At 68.5% G+C, this 18,637-nt stretch carries 15 protein-coding genes and 1 pseudogene; 4 read left to right on the top strand and 12 right to left on the bottom strand.

Features of this window, described 5'->3' with window-relative positions; all coding sequences use genetic code 11:
* Positions 1-41 precede the first annotated feature (41 nt).
* The 5 genes from WMF45_RS13035 to WMF45_RS13055 form a co-directional block, all read right to left on the bottom strand.
* Entirely contained in the window at positions 42-2,123 is a 2,082-nt protein-coding gene (locus WMF45_RS13035; RefSeq protein WP_437717231.1) for a DUF2169 family type VI secretion system accessory protein, read from the bottom strand.
* A 3-nt stretch (positions 2,124-2,126) separates the two neighbouring features.
* Positions 2,127-2,534 (bottom strand): PAAR-like domain-containing protein, encoded by a 408-nt coding sequence (locus WMF45_RS13040; RefSeq protein ID WP_437717232.1) that lies wholly within the window; start codon positions 2,532-2,534, stop codon positions 2,127-2,129.
* Between the two features lie 26 nt (positions 2,535-2,560).
* Positions 2,561-3,295 (bottom strand): DUF3540 domain-containing protein, encoded by a 735-nt coding sequence (locus tag WMF45_RS13045; protein WP_437717233.1) that lies wholly within the window; start codon positions 3,293-3,295, stop codon positions 2,561-2,563.
* Positions 3,296-3,299: 4 nt separating this feature from the next.
* Positions 3,300-4,376: a pentapeptide repeat-containing protein gene (locus WMF45_RS13050; protein ID WP_437717234.1), complete on the bottom strand. Its 1,077-nt coding sequence runs from the start codon at positions 4,374-4,376 to the stop codon at positions 3,300-3,302.
* Positions 4,377-4,460: 84 nt separating this feature from the next.
* Entirely contained in the window at positions 4,461-4,901 is a 441-nt protein-coding gene (locus WMF45_RS13055; protein WP_437717235.1) for a hypothetical protein, read from the bottom strand.
* A gap of 245 nt (positions 4,902-5,146) precedes the next feature.
* Here WMF45_RS13055 and WMF45_RS13060 point away from each other — a divergent pair, with 245 nt between their 5' ends.
* The gene (locus WMF45_RS13060) at positions 5,147-7,078 is read left to right on the top strand and encodes a hypothetical protein (protein ID WP_437717236.1); all 1,932 of its coding nucleotides are present in this window, start codon (positions 5,147-5,149) and stop codon (positions 7,076-7,078) included.
* A 72-nt stretch (positions 7,079-7,150) separates the two neighbouring features.
* Here the strand turns inward: WMF45_RS13060 and WMF45_RS13065 are convergent, their stop codons facing one another.
* The 7 genes and pseudogenes from WMF45_RS13065 to WMF45_RS13095 all read right to left on the bottom strand — a co-directional run bounded on the left by WMF45_RS13065 (position 7,151) and on the right by WMF45_RS13095 (position 15,842).
* Positions 7,151-8,596, bottom strand: coding sequence for a type VI secretion system Vgr family protein (locus tag WMF45_RS13065; protein WP_437717237.1), 1,446 nt, complete (start codon positions 8,594-8,596; stop codon positions 7,151-7,153).
* Between the two features lie 78 nt (positions 8,597-8,674).
* Positions 8,675-10,351 (bottom strand): DUF2169 family type VI secretion system accessory protein, encoded by a 1,677-nt coding sequence (locus tag WMF45_RS13070; protein WP_437717238.1) that lies wholly within the window; start codon positions 10,349-10,351, stop codon positions 8,675-8,677.
* Positions 10,352-10,457: 106 nt separating this feature from the next.
* A pseudogene (locus WMF45_RS13075) lies at positions 10,458-10,685 on the bottom strand (pyridoxamine 5'-phosphate oxidase family protein); the annotation flags it as partial.
* 226 nt (positions 10,686-10,911) lie between these two features.
* Positions 10,912-12,216, bottom strand: coding sequence for a DUF1552 domain-containing protein (locus WMF45_RS13080; RefSeq protein WP_437717239.1), 1,305 nt, complete (start codon positions 12,214-12,216; stop codon positions 10,912-10,914).
* A 9-nt stretch (positions 12,217-12,225) separates the two neighbouring features.
* Positions 12,226-13,887: a DUF1592 domain-containing protein gene (locus WMF45_RS13085; RefSeq protein ID WP_437717240.1), complete on the bottom strand. Its 1,662-nt coding sequence runs from the start codon at positions 13,885-13,887 to the stop codon at positions 12,226-12,228.
* An 899-nt stretch (positions 13,888-14,786) separates the two neighbouring features.
* On the bottom strand, positions 14,787-15,188 hold the full coding sequence (locus WMF45_RS13090) for a hypothetical protein (protein WP_231864794.1): 402 nt from the start codon (positions 15,186-15,188) through the stop codon (positions 14,787-14,789).
* A 447-nt stretch (positions 15,189-15,635) separates the two neighbouring features.
* Complete coding sequence (locus WMF45_RS13095) at positions 15,636-15,842, bottom strand: hypothetical protein (RefSeq protein WP_437717241.1); 207 nt, start codon at positions 15,840-15,842, stop codon at positions 15,636-15,638.
* Positions 15,843-16,224: 382 nt separating this feature from the next.
* On the opposite strand from WMF45_RS13095, the gene WMF45_RS13100 reads away from it, so the two are divergent.
* The 3 genes from WMF45_RS13100 (at position 16,225) to WMF45_RS13110 (ending at position 18,585) form a co-directional block, all read left to right on the top strand.
* Complete coding sequence (locus WMF45_RS13100; RefSeq protein ID WP_437717242.1) at positions 16,225-17,616, top strand: hypothetical protein; 1,392 nt, start codon at positions 16,225-16,227, stop codon at positions 17,614-17,616.
* Positions 17,617-17,628: 12 nt separating this feature from the next.
* Entirely contained in the window at positions 17,629-18,123 is a 495-nt protein-coding gene (locus tag WMF45_RS13105) for a hypothetical protein (RefSeq protein ID WP_437717243.1), read from the top strand.
* 246 nt (positions 18,124-18,369) lie between these two features.
* Positions 18,370-18,585 (top strand): zinc-binding dehydrogenase, encoded by a 216-nt coding sequence (locus WMF45_RS13110; protein ID WP_437717244.1) that lies wholly within the window; start codon positions 18,370-18,372, stop codon positions 18,583-18,585.
* Positions 18,586-18,637: the final 52 nt, after the last annotated feature.

The raw sequence follows: 18,637 nt of genomic DNA on the forward strand, positions 1-18,637 counted from the left end.
AAATTCCTGTTCTTTTCCGGGGTTTCAACCCGTTTGTCGCTCTAGCTCCTGGCGAGCTTCGAGCCTGCCAAGAGCGCCTGATCCAGGCGCGTTTGATCCAAGGTGGCCTTCCACGTCTCGGCCGAGTAGAGGTTCGCGCCACGAAGATCGGCATGGCTCAGATCGGCGCTCTCGAAATCGGCCTCCATGAAGTTCGCCCTGACCGCATGCGCCCGGGAGATCCTGGCGTGCCGGAAACGAGCGCCCTTGGCCGTCACCCGGTGGAACACGGCATGATCGAGCTCGCTGTACGAGAAGATCCCTGCGCTCAGATCCGCTTCCGTGAAGTTCGCCGACCGGAGCTCGGCGGCCTGAAACGAGCACCCGGACGCCCTGACGCGCTGAAATGAGCCCTTCGACAGCTTCGCGTCATCCGCCCTGAACCGGACCATGGACGCGTCGTCGAAGCTCGACTCCTCCGCTGAACAATCATACATCTGCGCGTCGTCGAGGACCGCGCGCCGAAACGTCGCGAGGCGCAGCGCCGCGCCCGAGAACGTCGCGCCGGCGGCGCTGGCCCCGTCGAAGGCGGCGCCGTTCAGCGTCGCGTCGGCCAGGTTGGCTCGCGCGAGCTCCGCGCCGTCGAACGCTGCCCCGGAAGCGCTGGCATCGGCGAGCGTCGCATCGGTGAGCGTCGCACCAGAGAAGATCGCATTCGTCAGGTTCGCTGCGGAGAGGTTCGCACCGGTGAGGTTCGCGCCCTTGAAGCTCGCGCGCGCCGCCGAGACGCGGTCGAGATCAGCACCCGCGAGAACCGCGCTGTCGAAGAGCGCCCCCTCGAGCCTGGCACCGCTGAAACGCGCGCCCGTGAGGTCCTTGCCGCGAAAGTCCATGTCGGTGAGGTCGCAATGAAAGAAGCTCACGCCCGACAGGACGGCCCCGGATGCCACGAGCGCCGCTGCCTCCTCCCTCGGCATCGCGGGCGGTAGCTTTACCGGCCCCGCCAGGAACCCGTCCTCGGCGCTGCCGACAGGCGGCGGGGCCTCGGGGCCCGGCGCGTTCGAGACCCGAGGAGCCGTCTCGCCCTCGATCCGGGCAAGGAATCGCTGCTGTACGGTCTCGATCGCCGTCTTGGCATGAACGTCATCCATGCAAGCATAGAGCAGCGCTATCTCGGGCGCGTCCTCACGCGTGACATGGAGGATGCCACGCCACACCAGACAGACCTTCAGCGCGTCCGCGTCGAACCACACCGTGTCCAGGTTCAGCGGGATCTCCCGGAGCTTGCCGCCCGCCTCGCGGGACGGCTGCGCGAAGGCCCGGGGCGCGAGGCCAGGGAGCTTGCCGTTGATGACCGAGAGCCTGGGGTGCACGCCCGCCAGATAGAAGTCCTCGTCGCCGCGCGGATAGGCGATCTGCTGCTCGGGCGGCGCCGCGTTGAAGTACCTCCAGTCGAAGTCCCGCGGGAAATACGGCCATCGCTCCTTGAGCCAGGCGCTGTCGTACGTGCCCAGCCGCGAGGCCCGGAGCGCCCAGGTGGCGGGGACCGGCGCGAAGCACACGGGGGCCGGGCGATCCAGCTCGCCGCGAAGCAGCTTGTCCCCCCGCTCCAGGTTCGGCAGCCAGGGTCCGGCGACCCCCTGGATGACACCCCTGCCCACGGGATTCTCCTCGTACCCCGGCCCGCCGAAGGCCCGCTCGTAGCGGAGCGGGATGCGATCGAACGGGCTCGGCGCCGACGGCCCGCTCGTCTGCCACCTCCGATCGCCGATCGCCGCCAGCGAGAGCCGCAACGCCTGGCCGAAGGCGAGCTGCACGTTCGTGACGCCGGATCGCTGCGGCTGCGCGTACGCGTGCCCCACCATCAAGATATCGGCGCTCGGCTTGAAAGGCGCATGGTCGGACGCGTACCTGACAGTCCCTTGTGGATCCTCGTCGAAGTACACGTCCCCGGTCGGGGGCTCCTGATCGCCCGGCGGGAGCGGCTCGGCCAGCCCCTCCGGGACGATCGTCATCGAGCTCTTCACCACCACCACGAGCGCGTCCTGCGGCGGCTGGAGCTGCCACGGGCGGACGGCCGCGGCGATGGATCCATCGGTGACGACGGGCACCGTCTCCCTGCGGCGAAGCGGCAGATCGAGCATGGCTCAGGGCGCGACCAGGACCTTGGCCTGGCTCGGAGAGTCGTGGAGCCCCGCCGGCATGTTGGCGCTGGCGCCGTTATGCGCCGTCTGCGCCGTGAGGTACACGGCGCCCTTCCCCTCGATCTTGACCTTCGAGCTGCCGCGCTTGAACACCACCTTCTGCGCCACCGTCCCGGAGACGACACCCCCCGCGGTCCCCGCCTGATCGCCGGTGCTGGCCGGTATCTCGGACATCTCGACGACAGCGTGCTTGTTCTCGATCATCACCTTCGTCGAGGTCGCCGTGGCGTTGCTCACCATGGCCATGTTGGGAAACGGTATCGGGATGGGCGGGGCCGGCGGCGCCGGAACCTTGCACACGTCGGGCATGCCCATGCACGTGCCCCCACCCTTCGATCCCGCTGGCATCATCGCGCTCTCTCCTGCTTTTCCTGCCGCTAGCCGAGCAGCACGCGCTCGCCGTCGATGCGCGTGTCTTTCTCCGACGTGATCGTCGTCCGGCGCCCGAGCAGCTCGAGGGTGCTCGACACCAGCGTGCGAAGGCGCCCGGCGCGCGTCTCGAGGAGCCCTTCCACGTCGTGAAACACGTCCATGGCGCGCTCGATGACGCGGCCGGCGCGCAGCTCCCACTGGCCCACCGCCCAGTCCGCCTTGACGGCATCGACCGCGAGCGCTCCCGCGGAGACGCGCGCCTTCTCGCTCGCCAGCGCGATCGACTCCTGCGTCAGCTCGATCTTGCTCCCGTCCACGCCTGCCGAGAGGATCACGCGTCCGGCCGGCGCCGAGAGCTGGAGATCGGACGTCGCGGAGATCCTCAGCTCGCCCGTGGCACCATCCAGGCTCGCGACCAGCGCGCCTCCGGGATCGAAGAGCGCGAGCACCTGCCCATCGACGGTCGCCCTCGCCCCGGAAGGCGCCACGAGCTGGGATGGCTGCGCGGCGTGCACGACGCCCGTCACGTAGACGGTGCCCGAGTCCGCCTCCTGAACGAGCACGCGATCGCCCGTCGTAGGGCGATAACCCGGCACCGCGATGCGGGCAGTCCACTCGGTCTCCGAGCGCGAAACGCCGCGCAGTCGGACGCGCCCCTCCTCCACGCCCAGCACGAGCGCCTCGACCACGGGCTGGACGGACACTCCTCCTCGCTGCGCTGCCCCATGTCCTGTCTTCATGACGTCACCCGTTGGTAGAGAAATCTTCCGCCGCCGCCCGGTCTGGATCGGTCCCGCGAAGGCCATTTCTGCTCGCGCCCGAGAGCCGGGCCTGGCTCATGTTCGCGCGATGCGTGTTCGCGAAATCGAGAATGGCATGGTCCAGCGTGGCGTGGCTCAGGTCCGCGTGGGAAAGGTCTGCCCACGAAAGCGAGGCGCCCTCCAGCGAGGCGCCGCGCAGATCGGCGTTGCCGAGCCTGGCCTGACCCAGCTTTGCGCCTCGGAGCTGCACCCCCGGCGCCCTGACGCGGACGAGCTCGGCGTCCTCGAGGAGGGCCTGCGAGAGATCGGCCCCATCGAGCCTCGCCTCGGTGAAGTCCGCGCGCTTGCCCTGGAGGCCCATGAGCTTGGCTCGCCGCAGATCGGCCCGCGCGAAGCAGCTCTGGCCCGCCTTGACCCCGCGCAGATCGGCTCCCTCGAGCCTGGCGTCGGACAGATTGGCATCCTCGAGGCTCGCGCCACGGAAGCTCACACCCGAGCCCTCGACTCGCTCGAGCAGGCACTGGCGGAGCTCGGTGCGCTCGTCCAGCTTGCACGTCGTGAGGTCAGCGCCGCTGAAGTCCGCCAGAAAGAAGCGTGCTCCCCGAAGATCGGCCGCGCCGAGCGCGGAGCTCCCCACACGGCACGTCATGAGATCCAGACCGGCGAGCGACGCGCCCGCGAGCGTGACGTCCGAGAGGTCCGTGCGGAGGAAGCGCGCCTCGCGCAGATCGGCCCCGGTCAGATCGGCTCCCTCCAGGTTGGCCTCCACGAGGAGCGCCTGCGCGAGGTTTGCGCCGAGGAGCCGGGCATCGGCCAGGTCGGCGCCGGTGAAGTCGGCCCCGGCGAGCTCGACCCCCGAGAACTGCGCGCCGGTGAGCCGCGACCCGGCGAGCTTGGCCCCCGCGAGCGACACGCTCACCCACTGCGTTCGCTGGAGGTCCATCTCGCGCAGATCGACGCCGGCGAGGTCCAGCGCCTCGACGCGCACACCCCGCGCCCTGCCCTGAGCGCAGAGCTCCATCAGATGAGCGCGGTTCGTGACGACGGTGGCTGCGGTCATCGAGGCTCCTTGGCGCCGGCCCGGCGCACGCACCATCCTACCGGAGGCGCCGGGCGCCCAGGGGGAAAAGTGCCCTTCTCCGCGTCACGCGCCGTCGTCTTCTTCCTTGGGACGCTTGATCCCGTAGAGCTGCCCGTCGCCGGCGTCGAGCAGCTTGAAGCGCGGCTGTCGCATCTGCGGCGGGATATGCGCCTCCACGAAGCGGTTCCAGTTCGACGCCATCACGCAGAGCGCCTGGAAATACGTCTCGGGGTCGAGCCGCAGCGAGGAGACCACACGCGCGCGCTCCGCTCCGGCGCGCCCATCGAGCGCGTTGCGGCCCGGGAACGGCGCGTGCTCGGTGAACACGACGGCGAACTGGCGCGGCGAGTGCAGGACCTGCACGCCGTTCGCCGCGGCGGGCGTCGCCTCCGTGGACCAGTCGATCGGCATCGCGCCCGGCTCGGCAGGGGTCGCGGCGCCGCTCGCCTTCATGGCCTCTTGCATCGCTTTGATCGCGCTCTCGGCGTCTTCGGGGCTACCCATCCGGGCCGTATAGCAGAAGGCTGCGCTTAGCACTACTGCGGGAAGTTGCCCCGGATCGGCAGAAAAACCGCCAAGGCGCCAAGGCCGCCAAGGGGAGAGAGAACGTGCCGTCCCGGCATTTTCCCTCTCTTTCCCCTGGTTTCTTGGCGCCCTTGGCGCCTTGGCGGTTCGCTCCCCCCTCCGACTTCCCGCAGTAGCGTTAGGGGTATGGGCCGGGGCCGTCTTCCGGCATAGTGGTCGCCGCCATGACGTCGACCCAGCCGACCGCCGACCCCACCAGCAGCTCGGGCTCATTGACCTTCTCCGCCGCCGCGCTGCGCTTCGGGCCCGTGCCCGCAGGGGCGGCCGACGTGAGCGTGGTCGTGGTGCAGAACGGCACGGACGAGGCGGTGAGCCTCGCGCTCGATCCCGGCACCGTCGAGTTCAGCGTCCTGAGCGACACGACGACCGTCGACGCCGGGCGAGAGGCCGAGTTGTTCCTGCAATACCAGTCGGCGGCCGAAGGCACGCACAGGGCGACCCTGACGGCGACAGGCCAGTCGGGCGAGCTCGGGCGCTGCGCGCTCTCCGGCACGAGCATCCCGAGCCTGGCGATCGAGCCCAGCGCGATCGCCTTCGGCGACGTGCCGGTCGGGCAGACCCGCGTGGAGGTGCTCTTCGTCACGAACGCGACCGGCAGCGACGTCGAGCTCGTGCTGGGCCCGGAGAGCGGGGGCACGTTCACGATCTCGCCCGCGAAGGTGCCGAGCACGTCGGTGCCGACGGTGATCGCGGTCACCTACGTGCCGGATGCGATCGGCCCCGCCCAGGCCACGCTCCGCCTCTCGGGCTCGCCGCTCTCCGCATCGCTCTCGGGAGCCGGTGTCGACCCCGGCGACATCGAGTTCGTGGACACGAACGCACAGCGCTTCAAGGTCGAGGTGCCGTTCGACCACGCGCGCCTCTTCCTCGGGGCCGGCGTCCCCAGCAGCCCGGCGGGCACCTTCTCGAACGTCGACGGCTGCGGCCTCGACGCCGACTCGAACATCTACCTCAGCGCGCGCAACGGGCGTATCTTCGCGCATGCGGGCGGAGACGTCTTTCTCCAGGCCGACGGCGGCGAAGCTGGAGACGGCTTCGCGCAGCTGCACCAGCAAGGATCGAGCGGGAAAGCGATCCTCAGCTCGAACGGCACGGCGTACGTGGCGGGAAAGGGCGGCGTCACCATCAGCGCCGGCCTCAAGGTCAAGCGGGACGACGGTGCAACGTTCGACAGCACGCCGGACACCGGGGCGATTGACGCCCTTGCAATCACCTTCACCGTGTTCGACATGCTCGTCGCTAGCAAGCTCGCCTACGACGCGGTGCAGAGCTACCGGGAAGATCGCGCCGAGACGCCGCGCAGGAAGCAGTTCCTGGAGATCGCCGGCGCGGCCGTGGCCTGTAGCGCCGTCGCCTTCGGCGCGTTGGGCGCCGCCGCCGTGGTCCCGGGCGTCACGCTCTTCGGGGCGGGCGGCATCTCGATCTTCAGCCCCGCGTATACCGTCGTCCACGGCGTGGCGGGGCTCGCCCTCGTTTCCACGTACCCGGCGATCTTCGGCCTGATCGACGCGACGATCTGGGCGGGGGACGACGTCGGCATCACGGCCGCGACGGGCTCCGTGAAGGTGTTCGGTAGCAAGTCGGTGAACGTGCACTCCGCGGAAAAGATCTCGATCGAGGCGTCGACCGACAAGCACCAGGCCGGTGGCACGATCGAGCTCAAGGGGGATACGATCGCGATCGGCAGGCGCGAGCGTTCAGCGCAGGAGCCGCGCACGAGTCAAATCTTCCTCGAAGCGGCAGAGGTGCTCCGGATCGACGTCGGCGCTACGGAGGCTGAGGGCATCATCGAGCTCAACGTGGGCGACAACCAGCTCCGCATCACTCATGGCGGCATCGAGATCCATGCCAAGAAGTTCTCCGTCTTTGCCGGAAAATCTTATCTGGAGCTCTCCGACAACGACTTGACGCTCAACTTCGAGGACGGCGGCCAGCTGGTCCTGAACCAGGAGAGCGCCGCTCTGGAGCGAGGCGGCGCCGGCGCGGTGATTCTCTCGCAGGGTAAAGCCGTGCTGCAACACACCAAGGACAATCGGCTCCGCTTGGCCGCCGATGGCCTGAATTTCAAAGGTAAAAAGCACAACCTCGGCGGTTGATCCCGGTCCTCCGGCGGGGGGCGTCGCTCTTCCCGAGGATGTAGGCGCCGAGCGCTGGACTCCGCGTCGTGCTCAGACGTAATCGTCGAGCTCGACGACGATGCCCGAGACGGTCCTGATCTGGTTGACGTGCGCGTTCGAGGCCGTGACCGGGGATGGCGCCGACTCGTTGGGGATGGCGCCGACGATGATCGGCCTGTCAGGATCGCCGTCGATGAACCCGAGCAGCACCTCCGTCCCCGGCTTGACAGGGAAATGCATGCCGTAGCCCGGTCCTGCGTGCGGCTGCGCCATGCGCACCGGACGCGACGCCCTGGCGCCGCCGCCCGCCGCCGTGTCGAAATGGAACTGGACGGTGTACCTGCCCTTCGGATCGATCCGCGCGTGCCGCCCCACGGCGTTCGACTCCACGACCCCGCTGAGCAGCCCGTGGATCCGCGGCCTCGGCGTGATCCTGGGCGGCCTGTACGCACGGCTCGCGGGGATCGCGCGAAACGAGTTCCTGTAGGAAGGCGCGCTCTCGACGCCGCCGTGCCCCCCCACGACCTGGTTCGCCTCGTGCTCGACCTCGACGAGCAGGAGGCCGCTCTCCTCCACGTGGCGGTGTCCCTCCAGCGTGAACCGGAGGCCGGCGCCGAAGGCGGGAATATCGCTCTCCCCGACATAGACATCGCGCGTGGACTGGCGCTCTTCGGCGCGGACCCGGGCGAAGAATTTCCCTTCTTCCGGCGTCTTGAAGTGCGTGCCGTACTCCACGACGCCTCCCGCGTACGCCGCGGGGAGCTCGTGATGCGCCGTCAGGTCGATGCGCGGATGTCGATAGTTGTAGTCCTGTACGACGTACCCGGCCGGGATGAGGCGTGTCTTCACCTCCAGCGAGAAGACGTCGCGCCGCTCGCCCCTGGGCCGGAAGGCCACGTCGCCGCCGTCGCCCACGGCGCCGAACCCCGCCATGTGATCGGTGAACACCAGCACCTCGCGCTCCTCGCCGTGCTCGAAGAAGAAGCTGATCCCGAGGTGCTCCGCGATGCGCGAGATGAACGCGAGGTCGCTCTCCCTGTACTGCACGACGAACTCGCGCGGCGGATAGGCCTCGAGGAGCCGCTGCTGGACATCCGACGCGATGCCCACGAGCTCGATCTTCTGCTGGATCATCTGTGGAATGGTGAGATCCATCAAGATCTCCTGCGTCTCGACCAGCGTGAGGCGCCACGCGCGCGGGACGAGGAGCAGATCGTAGCTCCGGTGTTCCGCCTCGACCTCCAGGCGGTCCACGAGCTCGGCGATCATGCCGTGAACACGCCTGAGCACGACGCCGTCCCGCTCCATGACGATCGTCACCTCGGCGCCCACGACCTCATCCCTCGGCAGCCCCTCGGGATCGAGGCAAACGATCGAGAGCTGGAATGAGAAGAGCTGCGAGATGACCTCACGGCCGCGGAGCGTGCGGACCCGCACGTGATCGCAGCGGAACGCCGCGGATTCCAGGCGGATCGTGAGCGGGTGTTTTGCCGACATGGATATCAAGAAACCGCGGAATGCCGACCACGTCAAGCGATACGGCGATTCTCGCCCGATGTTCCGCTGCGATGGCCGTCACCGGGTGAAGCGGCCGTAGAGCACGCGCTTCACGTCCACCGAACGAACGGGAGCCTCCGGCGCTCGCGGCGGTGGCTGCAGCGCCGGCGGCGGAGGCTCACCCTCGGAGGAGGCCTGCGGCTCCGCCGCGTAAACCCTCCTGGGCGCGGCCCCGGCGGCTCGCGGCGCCGCGGGGCTCGGGGGCACCGCCGAACCCGCCGGCGACGCGTCGAGCCCCGGCGCCGCTCGCGGCGGGCTATCCGGCGGCGGAGGCTCCGCGGCCGGCGAAGCAGCGCCGTCGCGTTCGACGGCAGGCGCGCGGTGCGCTGGTTCTTCGATCTCGGCGGGAGATGCGCCGCGAACGGGGTGCGGCGCGCTGTCCGACGGACGATTCGTCACGAACGGCAGCGTGCCGCGCTCCAGCCTCTGCGATACCATTCCCGTGGCGGTCGGGAACGGTCGCGTGGTGAGGAGATCTTCGCGTCCTCGGCGCCGAGGTTGAGGCGCCGGCGCCGGTGGAAGCGCTGGCGGCAGGTCCGGACGGAACGGCAGCGTGGCGGCCTTCGGGCGCGGCGCCCCCTCGGGCTCATCCTCCAGCGGAACGGTGTGGAGCAGGCGCGCCCTCGAAGGCGTGGCGCCGTGCCGCGCGGCGCCGGCGGTGACCCCGGCCTCCGACTTGCCGGAGACCGTGGGGATCGGCGCCGGCTGCGCCCTCCCAGCCGGCGTCGAGCTCTCTGGCCATGACAGCGGCTCTCCCTCGACCTCCACGGACGCGACCGCCCGCATGGACGCGAGCGCCGAGCGGCTGGGCAGCGCGAGTTGCCCGCGCCACACGAGCGTGCACCGCTCCTCGTCGGCGTCGATACGGAGCGTGTCCGCGGTGAGCACGAGCGTCCCATCCGAGATGCCGTGTTCGGTCAATCCGGAGACGCTCGCGAGGCCGCGCGCGCGCGGCACCCTCGTGGCGAGGCGCGGCACGCCGGGGCGCACCCCGTGGAGCACGATCCACTCACCGCCGCGCAGGCGGTCGAGCCGCTGATCGGGCGGCGCTGCCTGGAAGTATTCCCACGCAAAATCATCGGGGATCTCCGCGAACGGAGCCTCGATGCTCGTCCTCTCGCACGCGCCGAGGAGCTTGCGCCGGGAGGGCCATGTCCCGCCGATCGGGCCGAGACACGCGGGCCTGCGCGGCTCGGCCGGCGCGACGAGGTTGGGCTGCCCGTCACCGGGGAGCGCCCCCAGACCGACGGGGTTGTCGACATGCCCCGCCCCGCCGAACGCCCGCTCGTACACGAGGGGAACTCGCTGGAATGGCGCGGTGTGGCGGACGAGGAGCGACTTCTGCAGGAGCGTGCGCCCGTCGTCAGTCACCGCCAAGCCCACCTGCACCGACTGCGCCGGCGCTTCGATGGGCGAATAGGCGTGTCCCGTCAGGACGACATCGACCTTGGTCAGATGAGGTGCCAGATCGCGGGTGATCCGGGCGCTGCTGCTCGGGTCGTCGTGGTGCGGAACGTCGTGCTCGACGATGCGCTCGGGCTCGACCCGTCGCATGGTGCCGTCGGGCACGAGGCAAAATGTCGCCTTGACCACGATCGTCGCATGGATACGGCCCCGATGGCGCCAAGCGATGGCCGCGGCGGCGCAGCCCGGTGCGGTCGTGATCGCGTCATTCGAGAACAGCCCGCCGCTCATTTCCTCTCCTCTCGTCGTCTCTCCAGGCGCCTCACCCGCGAGGCGCCTGGGTGACCCGGATCCACCTTGACACCACGTTCCGTAGAAGGAAATGGTGAACCTTCGGCGTGATGCGGCCGTTGTCGCGCAGGTGCGCGATGGTCTCGACGCCGCTGCCGGTCAGGTCGATGTAGGCCACGGTCCGCGGGTCGAGCACGCGGAAGGTGTCGTGCCCCTTCGGCGACAGGTTGACGTGCGCGCCGCTGCCCGAGGGGGCGGAGGCCACGAAGAAGAGGCGCTGCTCGGCCAGGAAGCCGATGAGGTCGTCGTCCAGCTCGGAGAAGGCTCGTCCCATGGGTCCTCGTGGGCGGCGGGTACGCGCCGGGACGCTTCAGGGCACTGTGCTGCGCGAGACGGCGCAGCGCCACCGCGCGCTGCCGCGTCGCGCGGCGTACCTTTCGTCGAGGAATGCACCCACCGGGCGCGCGCCTTCACTCCACAGCCTGCGGGGCTCGGTCACGGGATCGGGAACCCGCGGAGCGGCGCGGCACTGCCGTTGTCGCGCCGCGATCGGCCGCCAGCTAAGTGATGAGCGGACCTCGACACCAGTCAGCGCGGCCGACAGACGTGACGTTCATGCCGATCGCCCGGGCGATGCTGACATAAACGTCGTTGTGATTGCGCCCACCGGCGTCGAGCATGCGCCCGGTCTTCCAAGCACCTCCACAGCTGCCGGCGACCACGAAAGGTGCGTGTTGGGGCGGGTGGTCGGTCTCGGCGAAGTTCTGGCCGGAGCCCAACTGGCTGCTGCCGTTCTGGGTGCAAAGAACCGCTGCGGTGTTGTCGAGCACCGAGAACTCGCCGTCGGAGAGGCCTTTCAGCTTTTCGATGAAATAGCGGAACTCTCCCGCGAAATAGGCCTGGAGCCGAGTGATTTGTTGTCCAGGAGCGCCGTCCGGATCGCCGTGTGAGATGGAGTGCCAGGCTGAGATATCGATGTCACCGAACTTGACGGCTTCGTTGTTTTCGCCGCCGCCCCACATCATGGTCGCCACGCGAGTGATGTTGCAGGCGAAAGCCATCGCCATGACGTCGAGGTACAGCCGGCTGTGCTCCGGCATGTCGTTCATCATGGTGTCCTTGCTGAGCAGCGTCGACCCGATCTGCTTGCACGAGTTCTCTGTGGGGATGCTGCCGCCGACATCGCGTTCGAGCGTGCGCAGCGACTCGAGGTAGAAGTCCATCTTGGCGGCCTCCTCCGGCCCGAGCCGCCCGCGGAAGGACCGGACATCGTCCTTGATGAAGTCGAGCACGCTCTGACGGCGGAGCAGTGCCTGCTCGGCGGCGCTCGGCGTGTTCATGGACATGCCGCCCCCGCTGATGCGGTCGGCGATGCGCTGATACGCAGCCAGCGGGTTTTTGACGCTGGGGATGAACCTGCCATCGACCTGAGACAGTCCGGGGATGACGCCGCCGTCGCCGGACGTCTGACCGACCGCGATCTCCAGCGATGCCAGGGGGGTCGTGTCCTTGAGGAACCTGGCGAACTCCTGGTCGATGCTGGTCCGCGCGCCGAGGCCGAACACCGAAAACGACGCCGAGCGGTGCGCGTTACCGCCGTCGCGTTTGAGCGTCAGGTTCTTGAACACCAGGATGTCGTCGCGCACCGCTTCGAGCGGCGCCATGTGCGGCTTGAGCACGAAATTTCTTTCGCCTCCGGTCGGCTCCGATTGATACTGAGAGCCATTTGCGTAGCCGAACATGGCGACGCGCGTGATTCGCGGAACGGTTTGGGCGTAGAGGTTGTCGGCCAGCCCAGAACAGAAGAGCGTTCCGTAACCGAGGCCACGAAGCATCGTACGCCGGGAAAATTTCACGTTGCGCATGGCGAACTCCTAGTTCCTCCGGTCGATGAAGCTGGGCGACGCGATCACGCTCAGCACCAATTGATCAATCCCGTGCTGTGAGCGCGCAAATTCGTCCACGAGGCGCTCCTTCTCACAGGCGTCGAGCTCCGGCAAGTCGTATCCTGAAGCGTAGGCGGCGAACTGCTGGGCGAAGCAGCCGTAGACATCCGGCTTTTGCGCCAACTCGTCCACGAGCTCCACGAAATTGGAAAACGCGATTCCGGGAAGCGCATTCTCCTCGCTCGGCAGCGGCAGGCTGCCGCTTGCATCGATCGGCTGCTCGTGATCCGTCGTTCTGTAGCGACCGATAGCATCGTAGTTCTCGAGCGCAAACCCGATTCCATCGAACAGATCGTGACAGACGGCGCAGCCCGGACTCGCATGAATGCCGAGTCTTTGCCGACCCGTGGCGTTCGGCTCGGCAAAACGGCCGGGATTCGGAATACCGCCGGGCGGCAGCGGCACGCGGTGGCATAGGACCTCTGCGCGGACGTAGGAGCCGCGCCCGACGAGGCCCGTATCTTGGCTGTGCGCGTGGCCCCAGAGAAACGGTAGCGAGGTGAAGATGCCTCGGCGTTCCGTCGGATTGAGCTCGCGACGCACCATGGCGTCGCCGGTCACCCCGCTCAAACCGTAGAGCGGAGCGGTGCGCTCGTTCACGAACGCGTAGGTGCCCGTGAACAGCGAGTCGAAGCGACGATCCGCTCCCTCGTCGAAGAGTACGCTGTTCGTGAACAGGCGCAACTCCTCTTTCAAATCGGCGGTCAGCTCGGGCGTCACCATCGGAAAGACGCTGGCCTCTTTCACCGAATTCGAGAGATTCTCGAGCTCCAGCCACTGCTCGAAGAAGTGGTTCATGGCCGGCGCCGCCTTGTCGCGCGCATCGAAAAGGCGCTTGGCCTGGGCCAAGAGCACTGTACGGTCGCGCAGCTCCCCTTGATCTGCGAGCGCGGTGAGCTCAGCATCCGGCGCGCTATCCCAGAGCAGGTACGAGAGCGCCGAAGCGATCTCGTGGTCCGTCAGCGTCGTCACCGCTCCGGTATCCTTCACCGTGCCGAGCTCCGTGCGGTGCAGGCTGTTCGGCGACATGAACAGCGCCTCCACGACGCTCTTGACGCCTCCGGCAGGACCTTCGCCCTGCGCAGCGGTCTTGGCGAAGAGCGCGCTGAAGGAGGTGACTTCAGTCGTCGAGAGCGGGCGGCGCCAGAGCTTTCGCCCCGTTTCGGTGACGAAACCGTCCAGGCAAGGGCCAGGAGCCAAGCTGTCGACGTCGCAAGCGATCCCAAACTTGTCGGGGTTCTGCAGCGCGTGCGCCCCGAGCTCTTCACCGACGGCGAAATATACGTCGGCGAGGAGCGGCGCGATTCGCAGGTCTGAGGCCTGGTTGGCGAAGCCGTCGAGCCTGGCCTCGCTCGGCAAGTTCGCGAGCGCTGCCGGCTGGATGTCGAACTCGTCGCGCAAGGTGTTGGCAAGCTGGGTGTTGGTCAACCGCCAGATGCGCGGTTTGGCCAGCGCAGGGGTGGCGCCACACTCGGCCGCCGGCGGCGTCTCGGTCGCCGGGGCCGTCTCGCCCTCGACTCCCAAGACGCCCGTGCACCCGCTGGCAACGACGATCGCGAGCGGCGCCGCAAGGCCAAACGAGCGGCTCATGAGTGAACGTAGTACACCGATTCGTTTTGCGATTGGCATGGAACGCTCTTGCTAGGATGAAATGTTAGAGGAAGCTGGGTGAGGCTAGGAAATCCAAACGCGATCCGAACATCGAGCTCCTTGTGGTTGCGTCTCCGTTTATCGTTACAATGGAGCCATCGAGTTCCTGCTTGGCCGCGCCATCGCCATGTCGTTCCCAGAACCCCGGGGGGCGAGGAGGACTCCCATGAAGAACTGCAAGGCGCTCCACATCACGAACGCCGCGCCGCTCGGCGTGAACGTGGTCGTCCCACCGCTGGTCGTTCCATGGGCGCCGTCGCTCCCCGCTCTTGCCCGAGACGGGGTGCTCCACCTTCCCGGGGCCGGCTCTGGATCCGACGAGCCGCATCCCACCAGGCTCAATCCAGCGAGAGCGACGATTTGTCGCTGCGTATGAAGGCACGGCAGCCTCGACGATGTTGGTTATGTACGGCTGAAAGCTGAGTGAACCGGTGCGTGTGCGGATCGCAGGTGAGGCCTCGCGCTCAGAGCGCGGCATGGCGCGAGCGATGCCCCCGCGAACGCGCCGCTGCACGCGCGCTCGACGACCGAACGAACGTACCCGGTGCCGAGATCGATCCCGATCCCGGGGACGAAGGGCCGGCGCGCACGACGGCCTGTCCAGGGCAAAGCAAAAGCACACCCCGAGAAGGCATTGTGAGCGTTCACATTGCCGGTGTCAACCAGAAGTGGAGCGGCGCGCGGGCATCCTCGATCCCGAGGGTGGGCAGCGGCGCCCGTGTGAGCTCTCCGATGCGCTCGGCTCGTACCACGGCCCGGCGAGACGGCGAGATGGCGGGCCTGCCCGTGCGATACGTCGGCCTGCCTCGGGCTCAAGAAAGCGAGCAGAGAGAGGCGCCTCAGAAGGCGGCGTCGCGGAGCTTCGCCTTGTACTCCGCCTTGTACAGATCGTGGCAGGCCTTGCAGCTCGCCTTGGCGCCGTCGATATCGCCCTTCTTGGCCTTTTCCGCGCCATCCTTCGAGATCGCGACCCACTTGGGCATCCCGGGCGGCGGCTTCGACGCCACGTATTCCAGCGCAGACGCGATCTTTGCGCCGTCGCCGCTCGTGGTCGCCGACTGCATCACCGTCTTCATCCAGCCCTGCATCGGACAGGCCTTCTGTCCTTTTGCACCGCAGCCAAAATCCTTCCCCTCGGCAACAGAACCGGGGACGTCCGCGGTCCCGTTCGCGGCCCATGCTGCGCCCGCAAAACCAATGCCGACGCTCATCAACACCGCACTCATCAGCTTCATGCTCATCGACATCCGACTTCTCCTGCCATGTAAGAAGCGACCTCAGCCAGGTTATCGCAGCTCGGAGAATCAGATTGTGAACGTTCACATGTCTGGCGTCAACCAGGTTCGGCCGACGCGCGGCTATCCTCGATCCCGATGGGCGCGCAGCGGCGGCCGGCCGCGGCGCCCGAGCTCGGAGAGGTCCGGCGAGCGCAGGAGCAGCGGGCGAGCTCGCGCTGGACCGCGCGTTCGAGTTACCGCGCACAAGATCGCGGCGCACGAGAGGCGGCGCCCAGGCACCGGCGGGCTCGAAGCGTCGAGCGCCAACCGGCGATGCGCTGCTCGGCTTCGAGCGCGTCGGGCGGGCCGGCGATCAACGCGGTCCGGCCTCCGCCCATGTTGACGCGGCGCGCTGGAGGACCCCCGGCAGCCTTGCCCTCCCTCGGGCTCGGGGGTATCCCCGCGGGCCCGTCAATTGGCGTTGACACCGGCCATGTGATCGTTCACATTCCCCTCGACAGGGTTCCTTTTGCTTCGTTTCGGGTGGGTTGTCATGCGCACCGAGACCTTCGTCATCTGATCGGTTTTGGCACCGATCTCGTTCGGTCGGCCATCACGGAAGCGATCGCCGAGCGATGGTGCTTGGCGTTTTGTCAATTCCAATGCACTGGAGACCACGGCGAGCCTCGGTTCGGCTGTCGTGAGATCTATTGTCCACCGGAATTCTCCGAGATCCGAAGGCGGCCGGACGGCAGCTTTGGGTGCGGCGTGACCTATGTTGCGGCGGGCTCTGGTCAGCCCCTCCTCGGGTGCACGGTGTCATCACATCGGCCCGTCCGGGATCAGGTGCTCCAGGTTCCGTCACACTGCGGGACCTGCTCTGGGTTGACAGACAAATTTTCTATACGACCCCCCTGGAAAAGCGACGCTGTGCCAGCAACTTGTCCATGCATCGAAGGGGCCGCCTTCACTCCACAGCCTGCGGGAGCTCGTCCAGGTCCCCTGTAGGCTGACGCGCGTGCAAGCCCCGGTTGACGTCTCTGCCGCTAGCGAGAGGCCCGTGCGCAAACCCATTAGAACTACAACGCTGTTCCTTTCCATGAGCCTCTGCGGGCGGATCCTGCTCGGGCTGTCCGCCGCGACCGCCGCGACGTTCGCGCTCGCGCCCGCCACGCTCGCCGCCCCCAAGGCGTCGAAGTCGATCGCGGTGCGCATCGAAGGCCCCAACGCGGATGACATCCGCGAGGACATCCTCGCCATCGTGCCGGAGACGCTGGGGGTCGTGGACCCTGACGCGTTCTCGACGTCGCTGAAAGGCGCCGGCCAGACCAAGCCCGTCGGGGAGACGCTCGTGTCGAAGGCTCAGCGGAAGAAGGCCATCGACCGCATCCGCAAGGCAGGCAAGGCTGCGAAGGCAGAAGGGGTGATCTACGGCGTCTCGCGCACCAACAAGAAGAAGAAAGAGGTCCACCTCGTCTACGTCGACGAGAACGCCGGCGACCTCGCCGTGGACAGCGCGGTGCCGCTGAGCGGCTCGCGGGACGACCGCAAGAGGGCGCTGGAAGAGCTGCTCGGCCCGACGCTGGCGCAGATCGCGCCGCCGCCCGCCGAGGAGGACGAGGCGAAGGGCGACCGGGAAGGCGAAGGCGCGGCTGGGAACGGGGGGGACGAGGAGAAGGACGAAGGCGGCGAGAAGAGGGACGCCGACGAGGGCGGGAAGGGCGGCGAGCGCAAGCCGCACGAGGCCGGCTCGGCGCTCTTCTCGATCGAGCTCGGCGTCGAGTTCGTCGGCCGCTGGTTCGACTACTCCGATCCGCGCACGCGGAACCTCCCGCCCTACAGCGTCTTCGGACAGCCCGCGCTGTCGGTCTCGGGCGAGCTGTACCCGCTCGCGTCGACGGACATCGCGGTGCTCAAGGGCCTCGGGGTCACCGCGGGGTATGCGCGGGCGCTCGGCCTCGACTCGGCGGTGGGCAGCGGAGACCCGATCAGCACCACCTACGAGCGCATCAACCTGGGGCTCCGGGAGCGGCTGTCGCTCGGCGAGGCGTCCGTGCTCGGGATCTCCGCCGGGCTGCGGTTCCTGACCTTCGAGATCGACGCGCCGGCGGACCTCGCCAGGACGGTGCCGAACGTCTCGTACACCCTGTTCCGGGCGGGCCTCGACGGGCGCTTCCCGGTCGGCCCGATCGCGCTGGCGCTGGGCGCCGAGTACATCCTGCCGCTCTCGTCAGGCCCGGTCTACGAGCGGTTCACCGGGGCGAGCGTGCAGGGCGTCGGCGCGCTGGCCGGGGTGATGATGCCGGTCGCGACCGGCATCGAGGCGCGCCTGCTCGTCGAGTACGCCCGGTTCTTCTCGTCGTTCCAGCCAGAGCAGGGCGACGCGTACATCGCAGGCGGGGCCATCGACCAATACCTGGGACTGCGGCTCGCCGGAGCCTACGTCTATTGAGAGAGGTAGCACGTGACGTTCATGACTTCCTTTTACGGGCGCGCCGCGCTCACCGCGGCCGCCCTGCTGACCGGCGGCGCGCTCCTCCCGAACTGCGCTGGGACCTTGGACGAGGACGAATTCCCCCTGGACGACCAGGGGGCCGGTGGCGGCTCCGCCGCGGTGACCGGCAGCGGCGGCGCCACGACGGGCGGGGGGTCGACCGGATGCTCCGAAGCGCCGGCGCTGGTCGCGATGAAGTGCGCCACCGCCGGCTGCCATGACGAGAACACCAAGCTGGCGGGCCTCTCGCTGGCCGCCGGGTGGGAGAACACGCTCCGGGGCCAGGCGTCCGTGTGCGGCAACGGCAGCTCGGTGCTCGTCCCGGGCGACCCGGACGCCAGCGCGATCTACACGAAGGTCACGCCGGACCCGCCGTGCAACGAACGGATGCCGTTCGGCGGCGCGGCGCTCAGCGACACCGAGATCGCGTGCATCCGCGACTTCATCACCGCGCTCCCGCCCTGAGGAAGCGAACGAGCGTCTGGCCGCCACGGCGGCGCGGGAGATCTGACGGATCGCGACGGTTCGCTGCCGCGATTTCGTCCTTGGCCGACATCGTACTGGCCTTGCTCGCGTGGATCCGTCCGATCCCGTGGCCCCGTATCGACCGCCCCTCGGGCGCGCCCGCGCCGAGGGCCTCGCGCTGCCGGCCACATCGCCCTCTGCGGTTTCGCGAGCGGAGCACCGGACGCGCTCGATCTCCGGCGCTCGATGGCGAAGTCGGTCAGCGTGAGCGGCGAGAACGTCGCTGGGTGTGTGAGGACGCGCGAAGAGCTCTCGCGCCGGGCGAGCGCGGTCTTCGACGCCCACCGCGAAGGCACCCTCGTGCCGCGGATCGAGCGCGTCCTGCCGCTCGCGCGGGCGGCCGAAGCACACGAGCTCCTCGAGAGCCGCGCCACGGCCGGCAAGGTGCTGCTCGAGATCTGAGCCGAGCTCAGGCCGTCGGGCTCGCCGCCAGGCCACGCGCCCGAGGCGCCTT

The organism is Sorangium sp. So ce448, from assembly GCF_051520915.1.
In the GTDB taxonomy this organism is placed as follows: domain Bacteria; phylum Myxococcota_A; class Polyangia; order Polyangiales; family Polyangiaceae; genus Sorangium; species Sorangium cellulosum_B.